Source organism: Micromonospora sp. S4605, assembly GCF_003176715.1.
Lineage (GTDB): Bacteria > Actinomycetota > Actinomycetes > Mycobacteriales > Micromonosporaceae > Micromonospora > Micromonospora echinaurantiaca.
In genome coordinates, this window is the sequence record NZ_QGSW01000065.1 from 1 (window position 1) to 16,859 (window position 16,859).

Annotated in this window: 14 protein-coding genes and 1 pseudogene; 7 read left to right on the top strand and 8 right to left on the bottom strand. The window is 73.9% G+C overall.

Features of this window, described 5'->3' with window-relative positions:
• Window positions 1–182 precede the first annotated feature (182 nt).
• Together DLJ47_RS03290 and DLJ47_RS03295 are read left to right on the top strand one after the other, a co-directional pair.
• Window positions 183–554: an SCP2 sterol-binding domain-containing protein gene (locus DLJ47_RS03290; protein WP_109898631.1), complete on the top strand. Its 372-nt coding sequence runs from the start codon at window positions 183–185 to the stop codon at window positions 552–554.
• Window positions 551–2,608, top strand: coding sequence for an amylo-alpha-1,6-glucosidase (locus DLJ47_RS03295; protein ID WP_109898632.1), 2,058 nt, complete (start codon window positions 551–553; stop codon window positions 2,606–2,608). Before DLJ47_RS03290 ends, DLJ47_RS03295 begins: the two co-directional genes overlap by 4 nt.
• Here DLJ47_RS03295 and DLJ47_RS03300 read toward each other — a convergent pair.
• From DLJ47_RS03300 to DLJ47_RS03310, 3 genes are all read right to left on the bottom strand, one after another.
• Entirely contained in the window at window positions 2,580–3,290 is a 711-nt protein-coding gene (locus tag DLJ47_RS03300) for a Pr6Pr family membrane protein (RefSeq protein WP_199235679.1), read from the bottom strand. The genes DLJ47_RS03295 and DLJ47_RS03300 overlap by 29 nt on opposite strands.
• Window positions 3,291–3,346: 56 nt before the next feature.
• Window positions 3,347–4,129, bottom strand: coding sequence for a hypothetical protein (locus DLJ47_RS03305; RefSeq protein WP_109898633.1), 783 nt, complete (start codon window positions 4,127–4,129; stop codon window positions 3,347–3,349).
• 135 nt (window positions 4,130–4,264) lie between these two features.
• Window positions 4,265–4,771: a DinB family protein gene (locus DLJ47_RS03310; protein ID WP_109898634.1), complete on the bottom strand. Its 507-nt coding sequence runs from the start codon at window positions 4,769–4,771 to the stop codon at window positions 4,265–4,267.
• A 119-nt stretch (window positions 4,772–4,890) separates the two neighbouring features.
• On the opposite strand from DLJ47_RS03310, the pseudogene DLJ47_RS03315 reads away from it, so the two are divergent.
• Window positions 4,891–5,741, top strand: a pseudogene (locus DLJ47_RS03315) (DUF72 domain-containing protein); the annotation flags it as partial.
• 8 nt (window positions 5,742–5,749) lie between these two features.
• On the opposite strand, the gene DLJ47_RS03320 reads toward DLJ47_RS03315, so the two are convergent.
• Both DLJ47_RS03320 and DLJ47_RS03325 read right to left on the bottom strand, forming a co-directional pair.
• Entirely contained in the window at window positions 5,750–6,112 is a 363-nt protein-coding gene (locus DLJ47_RS03320; protein WP_109898635.1) for a hypothetical protein, read from the bottom strand.
• Between the two features lie 166 nt (window positions 6,113–6,278).
• Window positions 6,279–6,908, bottom strand: a complete 630-nt coding sequence (locus tag DLJ47_RS03325) for a hypothetical protein (protein WP_109898636.1) — start codon at window positions 6,906–6,908, stop codon at window positions 6,279–6,281.
• 231 nt (window positions 6,909–7,139) lie between these two features.
• Here DLJ47_RS03325 and DLJ47_RS36120 point away from each other — a divergent pair, with 231 nt between their 5' ends.
• Window positions 7,140–7,310, top strand: coding sequence for a hypothetical protein (locus DLJ47_RS36120; protein WP_199235680.1), 171 nt, complete (start codon window positions 7,140–7,142; stop codon window positions 7,308–7,310).
• A 130-nt stretch (window positions 7,311–7,440) separates the two neighbouring features.
• Here the strand turns inward: DLJ47_RS36120 and DLJ47_RS03330 are convergent, their stop codons facing one another.
• On the bottom strand, window positions 7,441–8,304 hold the full coding sequence (locus DLJ47_RS03330; RefSeq protein ID WP_109898637.1) for an alpha/beta hydrolase family protein: 864 nt from the start codon (window positions 8,302–8,304) through the stop codon (window positions 7,441–7,443).
• Between the two features lie 214 nt (window positions 8,305–8,518).
• Window positions 8,519–9,799 carry a globin domain-containing protein gene (locus tag DLJ47_RS03335; RefSeq protein ID WP_446723527.1) on the bottom strand — a complete coding sequence of 427 codons (1,281 nt, stop codon included), beginning with the start codon at window positions 9,797–9,799 and terminating at the stop codon, window positions 8,519–8,521.
• Window positions 9,800–9,901: 102 nt separating this feature from the next.
• Here DLJ47_RS03335 and DLJ47_RS03340 point away from each other — a divergent pair, with 102 nt between their 5' ends.
• Entirely contained in the window at window positions 9,902–10,408 is a 507-nt protein-coding gene (locus DLJ47_RS03340; RefSeq protein ID WP_109898639.1) for an RrF2 family transcriptional regulator, read from the top strand.
• Window positions 10,409–10,529: 121 nt separating this feature from the next.
• On the opposite strand, the gene DLJ47_RS03345 is transcribed toward DLJ47_RS03340, so the two are convergent.
• Entirely contained in the window at window positions 10,530–11,789 is a 1,260-nt protein-coding gene (locus DLJ47_RS03345; protein WP_109898640.1) for a hypothetical protein, read from the bottom strand.
• Between the two features lie 478 nt (window positions 11,790–12,267).
• Here DLJ47_RS03345 and DLJ47_RS03350 point away from each other — a divergent pair, with 478 nt between their 5' ends.
• Entirely contained in the window at window positions 12,268–14,325 is a 2,058-nt protein-coding gene (locus DLJ47_RS03350) for a DNA gyrase/topoisomerase IV subunit B (protein ID WP_109898641.1), read from the top strand.
• A gap of 32 nt (window positions 14,326–14,357) precedes the next feature.
• The gene (locus DLJ47_RS03355) at window positions 14,358–16,847 is read left to right on the top strand and encodes a DNA gyrase/topoisomerase IV subunit A (RefSeq protein WP_109898642.1); all 2,490 of its coding nucleotides are present in this window, start codon (window positions 14,358–14,360) and stop codon (window positions 16,845–16,847) included.
• Window positions 16,848–16,859: the final 12 nt, after the last annotated feature.

The window sequence follows — 16,859 nt, forward strand, 5'->3', positions numbered from 1 at the left end:
ATGGCGTGGGGCGCAGACCGCCGGGTGTCGGCCGGACACCGCCGGGCCGACCCGGCGGCACGCGCCGCGCCGGGGGTGTGCCCCGACGGTGCGGCCACGAATCACCCCATCGGGGTGAGCGTCCGTCACCCTCGTCCGGGCGACCCTGAGCCTGCGAGGGTGCGACGGAGGGAGCCGATGACGTGTCCGCGGTGCAGCACCTGCGGCGGCTGGGGCCCGGCCGCCGCCCCGACCTGCCCGACGCCCTGGCCGGCACGGTACGGCTGGACATGATGGAGGACGGGCGGACCGAACACTGGTACCTCGCCATCGCCGACCAGCGCGTCCGGGTGAGCCGTTCGACCGACGACGCCGAGCTGGTGGTCCGGGCCGACCGGGAGGTGTTCGACCAGCTGGCCCGCGGGGAGCTCCACCCGGCTGCGGCGCTGATGCGCAACGAGGTGACCGTGCAGGGCGATATCCGGCTGTTCCTGCTGCTGCGGCGGATCTTCCCCGGGCCGCCGGATGCCCGACACCCCCGGGAGATGGCCTCGACGGCGGGTGACGGCCGATGAGCCAGGAACGGCTGCACGTCGTCGCCGGCAACGCCTTCGTCATCGGCGACGCCCAGGGCGACATCGAGGTCGACCCGCACGCGCCCGTCGGGCTCTTCTCCTTCGACACCCGGTTCCTGTCCCGTTGGGTGCTCACCGTGGACGGTGAGCGGCTCAACGCGCTCTCCCGCGACGACCTGACGTACTTCGAGACCCGGTTCGTCCTGGTGCCCGGCGCGGCCAGCCACTACGTCGACGCCGACGTCTCGGTGATCCGGCACCGCTCGCTGAACGACAGCTTCAACGAGCGGCTCATCGTGCTCAACCACTCCGCCGAGCCGGCGGACCTCACAGTGCGGATGGAGATCGGGGCCGACTTCGCGGACATCGCCGAGATCGGGCAGCCCCGGCATCGCGAGGTCGCGGTCTTCGCCGACGCCGACCGGGGGCAGCTGCGGCTGCGGTACAACCGGGGTCGGTTCGGTCGGGAGGCGGTCGTCTCCAGCACCGCCCCGGCCGACGTCGACCGCGGCGGGATGACGTTCCGGATCCGGGTGGAGCCGAACGGGCAGTGGCTCACCGACCTGCACATCGCGATGACCTTCCAGGGCGAGGCCGGGCGGGACATGCGCGCCGACCTGACCACCCACCGGCAGCACATCCGTCGCGGGATGCGCGAGGATCTCCAGGCCTGGCTGGACCGGGCGCCGCAGCTGATCGCCGAGCACGACGCCCTGCCCGAGCTGTACCGGTGCTGCCTCACCGACCTGGCCGCGCTGCGCTACGAGCCGCTGTCGTCGGTCGACCGGGTCCCGGTGGGCGGCCTGCCCTGGGCGATGTCGCTCTACGGACGGGACAGCATCATCACCTGCCTGCAGACCCTGCCGTTCGTCCCGGAGCTGACCCCGGCGACGCTGCGGCTGCTCGCCCTGCTGCAGGGCGGGCGGCTCGACGACGAGCACGACGAGGAACCGGGCAAGATCCTGGCCGAGTTGCGCTACGGCGAGGCCGCCGCCTTCGGTGACCGGCCGACGGCGCTCTACTACGGGGCGGCCGACACCACCCCCCTCTTCCTCATCCTGCTCGACGAGTACGAGCGCTGGTCGGGCGACGGCGAACTGGTGCGGCAACTGCGGCACCCGGCGCGGATGGCGCTGGACTGGATCGACGAGTACGGCGACCTCATCGGTGACGGCTACCTGCGGTACCAGACCCGCAACCCGCGTACCGGCACGGTCAACCAGATCTGGAAGGACTCCGCCGACGCGATCGCGGACCGGCACTGCCGCCTGCCCGCCTTCCCTCGGGCGACCTGCGAGCTGCAGGGCTACGCGTACGACGCCAAGGTGCGCGGCGCGCGGCTGGCCCGCGAGTTCTGGGACGACCCGGAGTGGGCCGACGGGCTGGAGCGGCAGGCGGCGGAGCTCAAGGAACGGTTCAACCGGGACTTCTGGCTGCCGGACCGGGGATACTACGCGCTGGCGCTGGGGCCGGACGGCGAGCCGGTCGACGCGCTCGCGTCCAACATCGGGCACCTGCTGTGGAGCGGGATCGTCGACGCGGGGCGGGCCGGCGCGGTGGCCGACCACCTGCTCGGTCCGGCGATGTTCAGCGGCTGGGGCGTTCGCACCCTGGCCGCCGGTCAACGGTCGTACAACCCCGTCGGCTCGCACGTCGGCGCGGTGTGGCCGTCGGACAACTCGCTGATCGCCGCCGGGCTGCGCCGCTACGGCTACGACGAGCAGGCGGCCCGGGTCGCCGCCGGGATCGTGGACATGGCAAACATCCTCGGCGGTCCGGTGCCCGAGCTGATCGCCGGCTACCCGCGCAGCCTCACCAAATACCCGGTGCAGCTGCCGAGCGCCGGCCGGCCCCAATCGTGGTCCTCCGGCGCGGTGCTGCTGCTGCTCGCCACGATGCTCGGGCTGTCCCCGTGCGGGGAGAACCTACTGGTCAATCCCGCGCTGCCGAAGGGCTTCGGGCGGATCGAACTGTACGACATCCCGGGCCGCTGGGGGCACGCCGACGCGTACGCCCGGGACCGGGTCAGGGGGCACCGGGCCCGGCTGCGGTGACCCGGCCCGCCGTCGGCGCCGCGGCGGTCGTCGGGGACGGGGGCGGGGGCGGGGTGACCCGTCGGGCCAGTCCGCGGTCGACGCCGACGAGAAGGAGGCCGAGCAGCCAGAACGCGACGGCGAAGCCGATGGCGTTCACCGCCACCCCCGGGTAGCCCGACGTCGCCGCGTCCAGGAACGGGTACGGGTACCGGTGCACCACCAGCCCGCGCAGCAGCGCGAACCCGAGGTAGCCGAGGGGGAAGGCCAGCCAGTACAGCGGGTGCCGGAGGCGGAGCCGCCCGCGCCGGTCGAGCAGCGCCCAGTCGGCCAGCGCCAGCAGCGGCACGACCGTGTGCAGCAACTGGTTGCCCAGCACCTCACCGGGGGCGCGGTCGGGCTGGGCCATGGCGAACGGGCTGGCCGGGTTCGCCAGCAGCAGGTGGTACACCACCCCCGTGATGGCGATGTAGAGGGTGACCGCGCCCTTGAGCGCGGGCGACGGGCCGGGCCGGTCGCGCCCGGCGAGCAGGGCGGCGTACCCGGCGAGGAGGCCGACCGCGACGTTGCTCTGGATGGTGAAGTACGGCAGCAGGCCGGTGACGGTCGCCGGACCGAGCGCGGTGAGCACGATCCCGGCCAGCACGCTGATCACGATCGTCAGACGGAAGGACACCGCCACGCCCCGCCGCCGCAGACTCATCGGCGCACGCTATCAGCCCGCCTCCGCCGGCCGGCCGCGTCGATCGCCGGTGGCGGTCAGCTCGCGGCGTGCCCCGGCGGGAGGCTGCGGCGCTGGCCCGGGGCGGGGGTGTGGTCGCCACCGGTCACCGCGGGCCGCTCGTCCGGGGACGCGGCCGGTGTCGGCCGGTCGGTCGCCCGGGTGCCCGGCTCACCGCCGGGCCGGTCGGTCGGGGCGCCGGGCGACTTCGACCGGCCCGATGAACCGACCAGCGCCCGCTCGCAGTAGTCGTCCACCCGGCCCTTGCCGCCGGCGGCGTGCAGCAGCGGGGCGAAAGTGGGATTGTCCAACGCGCGGCCCGGATTGTCCGCCACCTCGAGATAGGCCCGGCACAGGCTGGTCAGCGTGGCGGTCGACGCGACGTCGTGCTCGCCCGGCCCGGACGGCGACGCCGACGGGCCCGCCGGTTGACCGGGGGAGTCGGACGGCGGCGGCAGGGTCGACGGTGGCGCACTGGCCGGCGCCGGCGCGCGCAGCGGGTTCGGCAGGCTCCCGTTCGCGGCGGCGAACGCCACCCCTCCGGTGGCGGCGAGGGCGACGCCGGCCACCAGGGCCCGGACGCCGAACGCGGTGAGGGTGAACCGCTGCCGAGGTGAGGCCGGCAGGTCCAGCGGCGCACCGGCCAGCGCCCGCCGGTACGCGTGCACCGCCGCGCCCTCCCCGGCCAGTTCACCGTCGCGTGGCGCGGCGCGGACCGCGGTCAGCAGCAGGACCAACGGCCGGGGACCGTCCTGCGGGTCGCCGGCCGGACCGTCGAGCAGCCGCTCGACGGTTTCCTGGTCCATCCGGTGTGCGTTCATCTCGTGTCCCTCAGCGCCACCGGCTCCGGTGGTGTCACATCGCGCCGGTGTGACGTGGGACAAGGTCGGTCGACGCGGGGCCGGGCACCGCCGGGGGCGGGCATCCGGCTCGCGTCGGACGCCCGGCCCAGGCGGTCAGCCCATGGTCTTCGCGCCGTCGATCGCCTCGCGGAGGATGTCGGCGTGCCCGGCGTGCTGGGCCGTCTCGGCGATCATGTGCAGCACGACCCGGCGCACCGACCAGCTCGCCCCCGGCTCGAACCACGGCGCCTGCGGCAGCGGGTGCGCGGCGTCCAGGTCGAGCGTCAGGACCAGCTCGTCCGTCCGGTCGGCGACCCGCGCGTAGTCGTCGAGCAGGGCGGCCAGCGTGTCGGCTCCGGTCATCCGGAACTGGCCGGCCCAGTCCACCGGCTCGCTCTCCATCGCCGCGGCGCCGCCGACCGCGAAGAGCATCCACCGGTGTTCGGTGCCCGCCACGTGCTTGATCAGCCCGCCGAGGCAGAGCTCGCTGACCGTGGTGCGCCGGGCCGCCTGCTCGTCGGTGAGCCCGTCGACGGTCTGCCGGAGGAACCCGCGGTGCCGGCGCAGCGTCTGCAGCAGATCGGCCCGCTCGCCGGTGGTCACCTGTTCCGAGATGGTCATCGATGTCACCCTTCACCCGACGTCGTGGCGAGGGCCAGGATAGGCCGGACCACCGACGGTTTCGTCCCGTGCGTGCCCTCCGGTTGCCGATCCGCCCGATCGGCGGTGCACTGAACTACATGGGTGTGATTAAGGTGGGTACGTCGGGCTGGGCCCACCGGATGCTGCTCCGCTCAAGCTGGTATCCCCGCACGGCGAACACCCCGGCCGGCCGGCTCGGCTGGTACGCCGGCTGCTTCCCGCTGGTCGAGGTGGACACCTCGTACTACGCGGTGCCCGTGCCGGAGACGACGCAGGGCTGGGTGGCCGCCACGCCCGCGGGGTTCACCTTCGACGTCAAGGCGTTCAGCCTCTTCACCGGCCCACCCCACCCCGGTCGCCGCGCTGCCGCGGGACCTGCGCCCGGCCGGTGGACCGGCCCGGATCCGTCGCCGCGACCTGCCGCCGGCGGCGTACGACGAGCTGTGGGCCCGGTTCCACGCCGCGCTGGAGCCGCTCGCGGCGGCCGAGCGGCTCGGCGCGGTGCTGTTGCAGTTCCCGCCGTGGTTCGCCCGTGGCGAGGCCGCCCGGCGGCGGATCGCCGACCTGGCCGTGCGGTGCCGGCCGTGGCGGGTGGCCGTGGAGCTGCGGCACGGGTCCTGGTTCGACGGTCCGGCGGCGGCGGAGACGCTGACCTTTCTGCGCGAGCACGGCCTCACCTTCGCCTGCGTGGACATGCCGCAGGGCCATCCGTCGTCGGTCCCGCCGATCCTGTACGCCACCGCCGGCCTCGCCCTCGTCCGGTTCCACGGCCACGGCGGCGACTGGGCGGACGGCGCAGTTCCGCTACTCCTACGGCGAGCAGGAGCTGCGCCGGTGGGCCGAGCTGCTGGTCGAGCTGGCCGGGCAGAACGACGAGCTGCACGTGCTGTTCCACAACTGCTGCGGCGACCAGGCCCAACGGGACGCCGCCCGGCTGGCCGGGCGGTTGACCGCGACCTACGAGTGCCGGCGGCCCTGGGTCCGGAAGGCGTCCTCGGTCCGCTCCCCGATGTCCGCGTCGTCCGGGAAGGACCGGCGCGACGGCGCCGGATCCGGCGGGGCGCCCGGCCCCGCCTCGGCCGTCCGGGTCGGTTCGACCGGACCGAACCCGTGCCGGCCGCGGGCGCCGGACGGTCCGGCCGGCTGGCCCGCGCGGCGCTCCCCGCGGTGCCCCTCCGGTACCGCGGTCTCCTCGCTGCCCTCGTCCATCGGGTCGTCCTCGCCGGCGCCCCAGGGTGGTTCGGCGTCGAACCCGTCGGTGGTCTTCCACGGGGTGGTCACGTCCCGTCCGTCGCCGCCCCGCCGGTCTGCTGGTGCCATGCTCACCTCGCTGGTCGCTCCGTCGCTACCGGCGCGGATTGCCCCTCCCGGCCCCGGTCATGCCCCGCGCTCCGGATGGTCGCCGGCGTGGCCCGGCGTCCGGACACGCCGGCCGGCGCCCCGCCGTCGAGGAGTCGGCGGGACGCCGTCGCACTCGTCACCGGTGTCAGCGGCGGGAAGACATGGGCATCCGCTTCCCGATCGCGGTCATCGCCGCCATCTTGCCCATCGCCTTGGGCGAGCCCATCGCGCCGACCCGGTTCAGCATCCCGCGGAGCACCTCGCCGGGCTTCTGCTGCTCGCTCATGTACGCCGTGACCACGATCAGCGCGCCGGTCAGCGCCGGGACCGCCCACTGGAGCGCCTTCATCTGGCGCTGGGCGGACGCGACGTTCGCCGGCGTCTGGTGGTTCGGCTCGGTGATCCCGTCCACCGGCGGGCTGCCGGACTTCTCGAGCTTCATCCCGAGCAACCGGCTGTAGCCGGTGACCGCGAGAGCGCTGACCGTCAGCGCGGTCTTCAGCGTGCTGGCCCGGCCGACCCCCGTCTGGGCCATCACCCGGGGGCTCTCCGTGACCAACTCGCCGACCGCGCCGGCGAGATGGGCGCCGATCGCCGCGGCGTTGACCGGGGTCCACCGGGACCAGCCCGCCGAGGCCACCGGAAGCCGCTGGGTCGAGTCACTGATCTGTGCTGCTCCGCCGTTGACGCCGAACGCTCCCATCAGGGAGCCCCCGAACCAGGCCGCCAAGCCCAGATCGTGCATCGAGCGCAATGCGGTGTGCCGTTCGGACATCTGATCCCCTTCCACCGTGTCGGGCGTCGCGGCATACCCACCGCCAGGGCCGCTAATCCCGAGCGTCATGAGGCGGGACGCGCCGGAAGCGGAGCCGGGCGGACATCGGTGAGCCGCCGGACGACCGGGTCGGGTCCGGGCCGGCCGGACGGTCCATCGGCGCCCGGAGGAGTCGGCCGGACGGCGGCGGGTAGTTCGTCACCGACGCAGCCGAGGGAGAGGGGAAGCGGGATGTCGCAGCCGGACGAGAGCCGGGAGAAGACCCCGAAGACCGATGCGGTCCTGTTGCATCCGGACAACGACCCGCGCAAGACCAGCGCACAGGTCCCGCCGCCGGCCGAGCACGGCGAGACCCGGGTGGAGCGCGACGGCCGGATGGTGCCGGTCGACCAGGACGAGTGACCCGAGCGCAGTACCCGAGCCCAGGGCCGGTGGTCGGCTGCGCTGTCGGCAGCTCCGCAGGCGGCGCGACCGGCGCACCGCCCGACCGCCGCGCTGGCCGGGGCCGGGGGACGGGCGCGCCGCGCGGCGGTCAGCGGGCCGGCAGGCCGGCGGTGAAGGCGGCCACCCGGGCGGCCAGCGGGGTCGCCGCGCGGACCCAGGTGAAGTGGTCCAGCGGTGCGCCGGCCTCGGCCACCGTGTAGCGCTCGCGCGTCACGGGTGCGGCGACCAGCTTCCCGCAGAGCGCGTCCATCGTCGCGTGCGGGGTGTACTGGTCGTCGTCCACGCTGACCGCGAGCACCGGAGTGCGGACCGCCCGTACCGCCGATTCCGCGTCCACCCCGTCCAGCCGGGGGAAACGGCCGGTCCGCGCGGTGTGCGCCCAGTCCCGGATCACCCCGCGTGCCTGCCGGCCGCCGAAGCCCCAGCCTGGCCAGACGCCGAGCAGCCGGGCCGCCGCGGCGATGCCCTGGGTGTACGGCAGCACCCCGAACCGCCGGCCGCCGGGGTAGGACCGCCAGTACGGGATGCCGACCGCGACCAGGGCCAGGCCGTCGACGGCGTCGGTGCCGTGCAGGGCGAGGTGCAGCAGGGCGACCTGCCCGCCGAGCGAGTGCCCGAGCAGCACCGTCCGGCGGCCGTCCAGGCGGGGCTTGAGCGCCGCCAGCACGGCGCCCACGTCGGTGGCCAGCTCGGCGTAGCCGTAGCGGCAGGCGCGGCTGGGCCGGGGCGTGCTCTCCCCGGTGCCGCGCAGGTCGGCCACCACCACCGCCAGGCCGGCGGCGCGCAGCGCGGCGGCGAACGGGCGGTAGTAGCGGGCCCGCACCCCCATCGCCGGCCAGATCACCACCATTGGTGCCGCCGGCACGCCCTCCGGCTCCGGGTAGACCTGGATCCCGAGCCGGGCCCCGTCGACCTCGACGAACTCCTGCGCGTACTCCGCCGTCGCGTTCACCGGCTCAGGTTACCTGTCGGTAGCTAGTGGGTCGTCCACCACCGGCCCGGCGGGCCGGATCCTCCTACCGTGCGGGCAGCAGGGCCGGCCGGTGCCGCTGCACCCGGTCCATTGCGGCGAGGACCTGTGGATGTGGAGATCGAGCGGGCGCCGGGGCGGCGCGTCGCCCCGGCGCCCGCCGGCCCGGTCCCGTTCGAGGCGGACGTATCCGGTGTCAGGCCCGCTCGTCGCGGAGCATGCCCGGCCCGAACACCTCGTAGGCGATCCGGTCGACCGGAACGCCGCGGCGCAGCAGGCCACCGCGGACCACGTTCATGAACGGCAGCGGCCCGCACAGGTGCACGTGCGCGTCGGGGGAGACCGGGATCAGCTCCGGGTCGACCAGGCCGCCGGCCACCTCGGCGGTCGGTCCGGCCAGGTCGGCGTCGCTGACCTCCTCGTACCACAGGGTGGTGCGCAGGTTGGGCAGCGCGGCGTGCAGCCGCGGCAGCTCGCCGCGGAAGGCGTGCGCGGTGCCGGCCCGGTCGGCGTGCACCAGCGTCACCGGGCGGTGCGGCTCGGTGGCCGCCAGGTGCTCCAGCGCGGCCATCGCCGGGGTGAGCCCGATGCCCGCGCTGACCAGCAGCAGCGGTCCGGACCCGGCGACCGCGCTGACCTCGCCGAACGGCGGGCTGAGCCGGAGGGTGTCGCCGACGGTCACCTGCTGGTGCAGGAAGGTGGAGACCATCCCGTCGGGGGCGCCGTCGATGCCGCGTACCCGCTTGACGGTGATCCGCCAGTGGTCGGCGCCGGGACGGCCGGAGAGGCTGTACTGCCGGATCTGCTGGCCGCGCCCGCCGTCCAGGTCGACCGCGACCGACGTGTACTGGCCGGGGGTGAAGGTGGGTACCGCGCCGCCGTCGACCGGCACCAGGGCGAACGAGACGACGTCGGGGGTCTCCCGGACCTTGTCGGCCACCCGCCAGTCGCGCCACACCGACTCACCCTCGGCCAGGCCGGCGAGCGTGTAGAGGCGCGCCTCCCGGGCGATCAGCTCGCAGGCGAGCAGCCAGTACACCTCGTCCCAGGCCGCCGCGACGGCCGGGGTGACCGCGTCGCCCAGCACCTCGCCGACGGCGGCGAGCAGGTGCCGGCCGACGATCGTGTACTGGGTGGCGGTGATGCCCAGCGAGGCGTGCTTGTGCGCGATCCGGTCCAGGATCGGCCCCCACGGCACCGTGGAGCCGCCGGTCAGGTGCTCAGCGTACGCCACCACCGCGCCGGCCAGCGCGGCCTGCTGCGCCCCGGTCGCCTGGTTGCCCCGGTTGAACAGGTCCAGCAGTTCCGGGTGCGCGTCGAACATCCGCTGGTAGAACCGGCGGGTGATCGCCTCCCCGTGCGCCTGGACGGCGGGCAGGGTCGCCGTCACCACTGCTGCTGAGGACTCGGTGAGCACGAGTTGTCTCCTTCTCCGATGAACCGTTCGGGCCCGGCCAGCTAAACAAGCATTTGAGATACCTCTTCAGGGCCGAAGGTCCCGGGTCGCTGGTCGCCCGGATCACACTCCCGGCCCGTCCGGCCGTGGTCGGCGTCGTCGGCGCTGACTAGGGTCGGCCGGGTGAGGCTCAACCGGTCGACCGACATGGCGCTGCGGATCGCCATGGCCGCCGCCTCGGCGGGGCGCCGGACGACGGTGGACGAGCTGGCCGAGCAGCTGGCGCTGCCGCGCAACCACGTGGCGAAGCTCGTCCAGCGGCTGCAGCGGCTCGGCGTGCTGGTCACCATCCGGGGCCGGTCCGGCGGGGTGGCGTTCGCCGAGGGTGGCGGCCAGCTCACCGTGGGGCAGGTCGTCCGGGCGTTCGAGGGCGAGGACGAGGTGGTCGGCTGCGAGGCGCCACCCTGCCCGCTGCGGTCGGCCTGCCGGCTGCGCGCCGAACTGCGCCGCGCCCAGCAGGCGTTCCTCGCCGTGCTCGACGGCGTACGCCTCGACGACCTCGTCACCGGCCCGGCCGGCCCGATCCTGCTCGCCCTCGGCGCGCCACCGGCCGCGCCCGTCGCGCCGGTCGCCCCGGCGTCCGGCGCCGTGCCGGCGGCGTGCGCAGCGGTCGCCGGGAGTGAGCGGTAGGCCGCCCTCGGGCGAGTGGACCGCCCAGGTTGTTCCGGCGGTTCGCACCCGGGCGCGGACGAGGCCCCGCCGAGCGGCGGGGCCTCGTCGTTGCCGCGCCTGCGGGCCCAGGCGCGGCGGGTCAGGAGACGGTGATCGACCCGTTGCTCGCGCGGACGCAGGCCACCGCGCGGGCGCTGGTGGCGGCGGCGCCGCTCAGGCACTGGCCGAGCACCTGGTGCCCGGCCGCGTTCGGGTGCCACGACTCCTGACAGGTCTGGAAGTACGACACGCAGGTGTTGGCGATCCGCTGGATGGCGATCTTGTCCTTGCCGGCCAGGCTGGTGACGAAGACGCCGTTCGGCGGGGAGTCCTGGAGCCGGATCGGGGTGGCCAGCGCGCCGGTCGGGCTGGTCGCCGACTCGCAGAGCCGGGCGCCGTCGAAGGCCCGCTGCACGTTGAGGTAGACCAGGTCGGCGCCGGGGAACTCGGCGGCCAGGGTGTCCCGGGTGGACCGCACCAGGGTGCCGAGGCCCTGCGAGAAGCGGTGGCCGGGCAGCAGGCTGGCCCGGTGGATCGGGCAGCCGGCCGCGTACCGTTCGGCGCCGAGGGCGCGGAACTTGTCCCGGGTGTCGTCCCGGCTGTCCTCCGAGTGGAACGTCGGGTCGAGGTCGAACGGCAGCGGGTTGGTGTAGTCCTGGAACACCACCCGGTGCTGCCCGTCGGCGTCGATCTCGCGCAGGGTGGCCAGCAGCTGGCGTACGGCCGTGGTGGTCTCCGCGGTCGCGGCGCTCCACTGGGTGGCGGTGGCCAGGTCGGCGTCCGTGCACGGCTCCTGCTCCACCGGCCCGCCGAGGTACGCCCAGAACTCCCACCAGCCGGTCCAGGCGTCCGCGATGAACCGGTTGGCGCACTTCTCGGCGACGTCGCCGAAGGTGAACGAGCTGTTGTTGGAACCGAGCCCGAGCAGCACCAGGTCGATGTCGTGGGTACGCCCGACCGCGCGGAGCTGGTCGAGCTGCGCGGCCACCTGCCGGCCGTTGGCGCGGGCCGAGGAGGTGGTGGCGATGTCGTGCGGCTGGCCGCCGGAGCAGGCGAGGTTGAACCGGTCCTGGATGCCGGGCAGGGCGGCCCGGTGCAGCGAGGCGTTTGCCGAGCGGTGGCAGAAGAACGCGTTGCTGTTCGGCGCGGTCCAGCCGGGGAAGGTCTGCGCGACGCCGTTGACGTCGACCACGGGTGCGTACGCGCCGGCGCCCTCGCCGCTGATGAAGCTGTCGCCCAGCGCGACGGCCGCGGTGGGCAGGGCCGCCGAGGCGGGCGCGGGCGGCGCCACGGCGGTGGCGAGCGCCGCCGTGGCGGCGGCCAGCGCGACCGCGACGACGGTACGACGGAACCTGGACATGGGTCCCCCATCCAACGATCGAAATATGAAAGATTCTCCGAGAGCGTGATCAGATCACCTCGGTGTGACGGCCGTCAATGGCCGGAAACAATGATCTTTCGTTGCGGGGCGGTCACCGGGTCGGCGCCTCGGCCGGGCGCGCAGCTCGACAGGGGCGGACGCGACCGTCCCGGTCGGTGGTCCCGACCCCCCGGGTCAGCGACTGGTGTGCGGCGCCGGCGCCGCCAGGCGGTGCGGTGCCGCGGCGGCCGTCCCGGGCGGTAGGCGGAATCCGGCCGGGGTCCGCGGCGTTGCACTGCCGGGAGCGCCCAGCGGGTCCTCCGGAACTTCCGAGCCGCTTCCGCGCTCCGCCCCGCCGGGTCGCGCGGGGTGCCACGGCGTTGTCGGAGCAGCGGGCTAGGCTCGCTGCGGCGCGCCGCGGGGGGCGACGTTCGCCGGTGAGCGGCACCACACCGCCGAGACCTGGGAGTACGACCAGTTGACCGCAGAGCCTGAGACCCTGTACGGGGCCGACGACCTCACGCACCTCGAGGGGCTGGACGCCGTCCGCAAGCGGCCCGGCATGTACATCGGCTCCACCGACAGCCGTGGCGTGGGTCACCTCGTCAACGAGATCCTCGACAACGCCACCGACGAGGGTGTCGCCGGTCACGCCCGCAAGGTCGAGGTGACGCTGCACGCCGACGGCTCGGTGCAGGTCGACGACGACGGCCGGGGCATCCCGACCGACGTGCACGCCCGCTCCGGCCTCTCCGGCGTCGAGCTGGTGCTCACCCGGCTGCACGCCGGCGGCAAGTTCGGCGGCTCCGGCTACAAGACCTCCGGCGGCCTGCACGGCGTGGGCGCCTCGGCGGTCAACGCGCTCTCCCGCCGGTTCGACGTGACGGTCCGCCGGGGCGGCAAGGTCCACGCGATGTCGTTCCGGCACGGCGTGCCGGGGATCTTCGACGGCGACGGGCCGGACGCGCCGTTCACCGCCGGCCCGGGGCTCCAGGTCGTCGGCGCGATGAAGCGCGGCCAGCGCACCGGCACCTCCATCCGCTACTGGCACGACCCCCGCTACTTCGAGACCGGCGCGGCCCTGGACGCCGAGGCCGTGCGGATGAAGCTGCGCAACACCGCCTTCCTGGTCCCCGGGGTGAGCTACCTGCTGCGCGACCACACCGGCGCGGAGCCGACCGAGGAGCGCTTCCACTTCCCCAACGGGCTCACCGACATGGTGGAGTTCCTCGCCCCGGCCGGCGACCGCCCGGTCTCCGGCACCCTGCTGGTCACCGGCGAGGGCAGCTACCGGGAGAACGCCGCCGACGCCAACGGCGTGATGCAGTCCAACGTGCAGCGACGGGCCGAGATCGAGGTGGCCTTCCGCTGGGGCACCGGCTACGAGCGCACCGTCGAGTGCTTCACCAACACCATCCGCAACGCGCACGGCGGCACCCACCGCAAGGGCTTCGAGCGGGCCCTGGCGCGTACCCTCGCCGACGCCGTCCGCAACGCCCGGGGCCTGCTCAAGGCCAAGGAGGATCCGCCCACCCTGGACGACGTCCTGGAGGGGATGACCGCGGTGGTGCACGTGCGGATCCCCGAACCGCAGTTCACCTCGCAGACCAAGGACGAACTCTCCACCGCCGGCATCACCAAGGTGATCCAGTCGCTGGTCGAGCAGCACCTGAAGGCCTGGCTGGAAGACCGGAAGACGAAGACCGAGGCGCGTACGGTCCTGCAGAAGATCGTCGACGCGGCCCGGGTGCGGCTGACCCAGAAGCAGCAGAAGGACGCCGCCCGGCGCAAGACCGCCCTGGAGGGCGCGTCGATGCCGGCCAAGCTGGTCGACTGCCGCGCCGCGGGGATCGAGCGCAGCGAGCTGTTCATCGTGGAGGGCGACAGCGCGCTGGGCACCGGCCGCCTCGCCCGCTCCGCCGAGTACCAGGCGCTGCTGCCCATCCGGGGCAAGATCCTCAACGTGCAGAAGGCCAACCTCCAGCAGGTGCTCGACAATGCCGAGTGCGCGGCCATCGTGCAGGTGCTCGGCGCCGGCTCCGGCCGCACCTTCGACCTGTCGGCGATGCGCTACGGCCGCGTACTGATCATGGCGGACGCCGACGTGGACGGCGCGCACATCCGGACGCTGCTGATCACGCTCTTCGCCCGCTACATGCGGCCGCTGATCGAGGCCGGCCGGCTCTACGCCGCGATGCCACCCCTGCACAAGATCACCACCAAGGGGCGCAACCCGGAGACGTTCTACACCTACACCCAGGCCGAGATGGCGGCGACGGTCCGCCGGCTGGAGAAGGCCGGCAAGCAGATCGTCACCCCGATCCCGCGGTTCAAGGGTCTCGGCGAGATGGACGCCGACGAGTTGTGGGAGACCACCATGAACCCGGCCACCCGGTCGGTGCGCCGGATCACCCTCGACGACGTGGACGCCGCCGAGCGGATCCTCGAGCTGCTGATGGGGGAGAAGGTCGAGCCCCGCCGCAACTGGCTGATCGACTCGGCCGACCTGGTCGACCGGGAGGCGATCGACGCATGAGCACCGGGTTCGTTCGAGGGGAAAGCTGACTCATGGCACGCCGCAAGGAAGACCGCGCCAAGGTGGACCTGTCCGCCTTCGACCAGGCCGGCGCTCGGGTCATCGACAACTCGCTGGTCGCCGAGGTCTCCGACTCCTACCTGGAGTACGCCTTCTCGGTGATCCACTCCCGCGCCCTGCCGGACGCCCGGGACGGCCTCAAGCCGGTGCACCGGCGCATCCTCTGGTCCATGCACGACTCCGGTTTCCGCCCGGACCGGGCGCACGTCAAGTCCGCTCGGGTGGTGGGCGACGTGATGGGTCGCTACCACCCGCACGGGGACACGGCGATCTACGACGCGATGGTCCGGCTGGCCCAGGACTTCTCGCTCAACGTGCCACTCATCGACGGGCATGGAAATTTTGGTAGCCCAGACGACGGACCGGCCGCGGCCCGTTACACCGAGTGTCGGTTGTCCCGCGAGGCGATGCTGCTGGTCGGCGAGCTGGGCGAGGACACCGTCGACGTCGAGCCGAACTACGACGGCTCGCTGACCCAGCCCACCGTGCTGCCCGCCGCCTTCCCCAACCTGCTGGTCAACGGCGCGTCCGGGATCGCGGTCGGGATGGCGACCAACATGATCCCGCACAACCTCGGCGAGGTGGTCCAGGCCGCCCGCTGGCTGATCAACCACCCGGACGCCACGCTCGACAAGCTGATGGAGTTCGTGCCCGGCCCCGACCTGCCCACCGGCGGCCTGCTGCTGGGCCTGGACGAGGTGCGCCGGGCGTACGAGACCGGGCGCGGCGTGGTCCGGATGCGCGGCAAGGTGGAGATCGGCCCGCTGGAGGGCAGCCGGGGCCGGCAGGCGATCACCGTGGTCGAGCTGCCGTACGGCGTCGGTGCCGAGAAGGTCATCGCGGCGATCACCAACGAGGTCACCAAGACCAAGCGGCTCACCGGCATCGCCGACGTCAAGGACCTCACCGACCGGGAGAGCGGCACCCGCCTGGTCATCGAGTGCAAGGTCGGCGTCAACCCGCAGGCCCTGCTCGCCGACCTCTACCGGCTCACCCCGCTGGAGCAGTCCTTCGGCGTCAACAACCTGGTGCTGGTCGACGGGCAGCCGCAGACCCTCGGGCTGAAGGCGCTGCTGGAGGTCTTCCTGGCGCACCGCTACGAGGTGGTGACCCGGCGCAGCTCGTACCGGCGGCGCAAGCGCGAGGAGCGGCTGCACCTGGTCGACGGCCTGCTGATCGCGCTGCTCGACATCGACAAGGTGGTCAAGCTGATCCGGGCCAGTGAGGACGCGCAGGCGGCCAAGGACGGCCTGATGCAGAAGTTCAAGCTCTCCGAGATCCAGGCCACCTACATCCTGGACACTCCGCTGCGCCGGCTCACCAAGTACGACCGGATCGAGCTGGAGGCCGAGCAGGAGAAGCTGCGCGCCGAGATCGCCGAGCTGTCCCGGATCCTCGACGACCCGACGGTGCTCCGGAAGCTCGTCTCCGACGAGCTGGCCGCGGTGGTGAAGCAGTTCGGCGCCGCCCGGCGTACCACCCTGGTCGACGGCGACCTCAAGGAGGTGCTGGCCGCGTCCGCGCCGGCCGGCCCGCTGGAGGTGGCCGACGATCCGTGCCAGGTGATCCTCTCCGCGACCGGGCTGGTCGCCCGGACGGCGGCCGAGTCGGAGGAGGCCGCCGAGGGGCGGCGACGGCACGGCCGGGTCAAGCACGACGCGGTCCGCGCCGTCGTGCACACCACGGCCCGGGGCCGGGTGCTGCTGGTGACCAGCGCCGGCCGGGCGTTCAAGATCGACGTGTTGCCGTTGCCGGTGCTGCCCGAGCAGGCCGGCACGGTGTCGCTGCGCGGCGGCATGTCGGCCGCCGAACTGGTGCCGCTGGCGGCCGGTGAGACGGTGGTCGGCCTGGCGCCGCTCGGCCCGACCGCCGAAGGCTCGCCGGGGCTGGCGCTCGGCACCCGGCAGGGCGTGGTGAAGGTCTGCGCGCCGGACTGGCCGGTCCGCTCCGACGAGTTCGAGGTGATCGGGCTGCGCGAGGGTGACGAGGTGGTGGGCGCGACCTGGCTCACCGACGGGTCCGAGACGCTCACCTTCGTCACCTCGGAGGCGTCGCTGCTGCGCTTCCCGGCCGGGCTGGTGCGCGCGCAGGGCCTCAAGGGTGGCGGCATGGCCGGCATCAACCTGCCGGCCGGCGCGCGGGTGGTGTTCTTCGGCGCGGTCCGCACCGACGATCCGAAGCACGGTGAGCCGATGGTGGTCACCTCGACCGGCGCCACGGTGAAGGTGACGCCGTTCAGGGCGTACCCGGCGAAGGGGCGGGCGACCGGCGGGGTGCGCGCCCAGCGGTTCCTCAAGGGCGAGACCGACGTGGCGGTCGCCTGGGTCGGCCCGCGCCCGGTGGGCGCCACCGCAAATGGCGAGCCGGTGGAACTGCCGGCGGCCGACCCGCGCCGCGACGGCTCCGGCTTCGCCGTCATGCTCGGCCCCACCGTCATCGGCCACCAGATCGAACGCGACTGACCTGGACGCGGG

Coding starts and splice junctions, on each gene's coding strand:
- DLJ47_RS03345 (WP_109898640.1), bottom strand. CDS start 11,789: ATGTCCAGGTTCCGTCGTACCGTCGTCGCGGTCGCGCTGGCCGCCGCC.
- DLJ47_RS03295 (WP_109898632.1), top strand. CDS start 551: ATGAGCCAGGAACGGCTGCACGTCGTCGCCGGCAACGCCTTCGTCATC.
- DLJ47_RS03320 (WP_109898635.1), bottom strand. CDS start 6,112: ATGGCACCAGCAGACCGGCGGGGCGGCGACGGACGGGACGTGACCACC.
- DLJ47_RS03310 (WP_109898634.1), bottom strand. CDS start 4,771: ATGACCATCTCGGAACAGGTGACCACCGGCGAGCGGGCCGATCTGCTG.
- DLJ47_RS03355 (WP_109898642.1), top strand. CDS start 14,358: ATGGCACGCCGCAAGGAAGACCGCGCCAAGGTGGACCTGTCCGCCTTC.
- DLJ47_RS36120 (WP_199235680.1), top strand. CDS start 7,140: ATGTCGCAGCCGGACGAGAGCCGGGAGAAGACCCCGAAGACCGATGCG.
- DLJ47_RS03325 (WP_109898636.1), bottom strand. CDS start 6,908: ATGTCCGAACGGCACACCGCATTGCGCTCGATGCACGATCTGGGCTTG.
- DLJ47_RS03300 (WP_199235679.1), bottom strand. CDS start 3,290: ATGAGTCTGCGGCGGCGGGGCGTGGCGGTGTCCTTCCGTCTGACGATC.
- DLJ47_RS03305 (WP_109898633.1), bottom strand. CDS start 4,129: ATGAACGCACACCGGATGGACCAGGAAACCGTCGAGCGGCTGCTCGAC.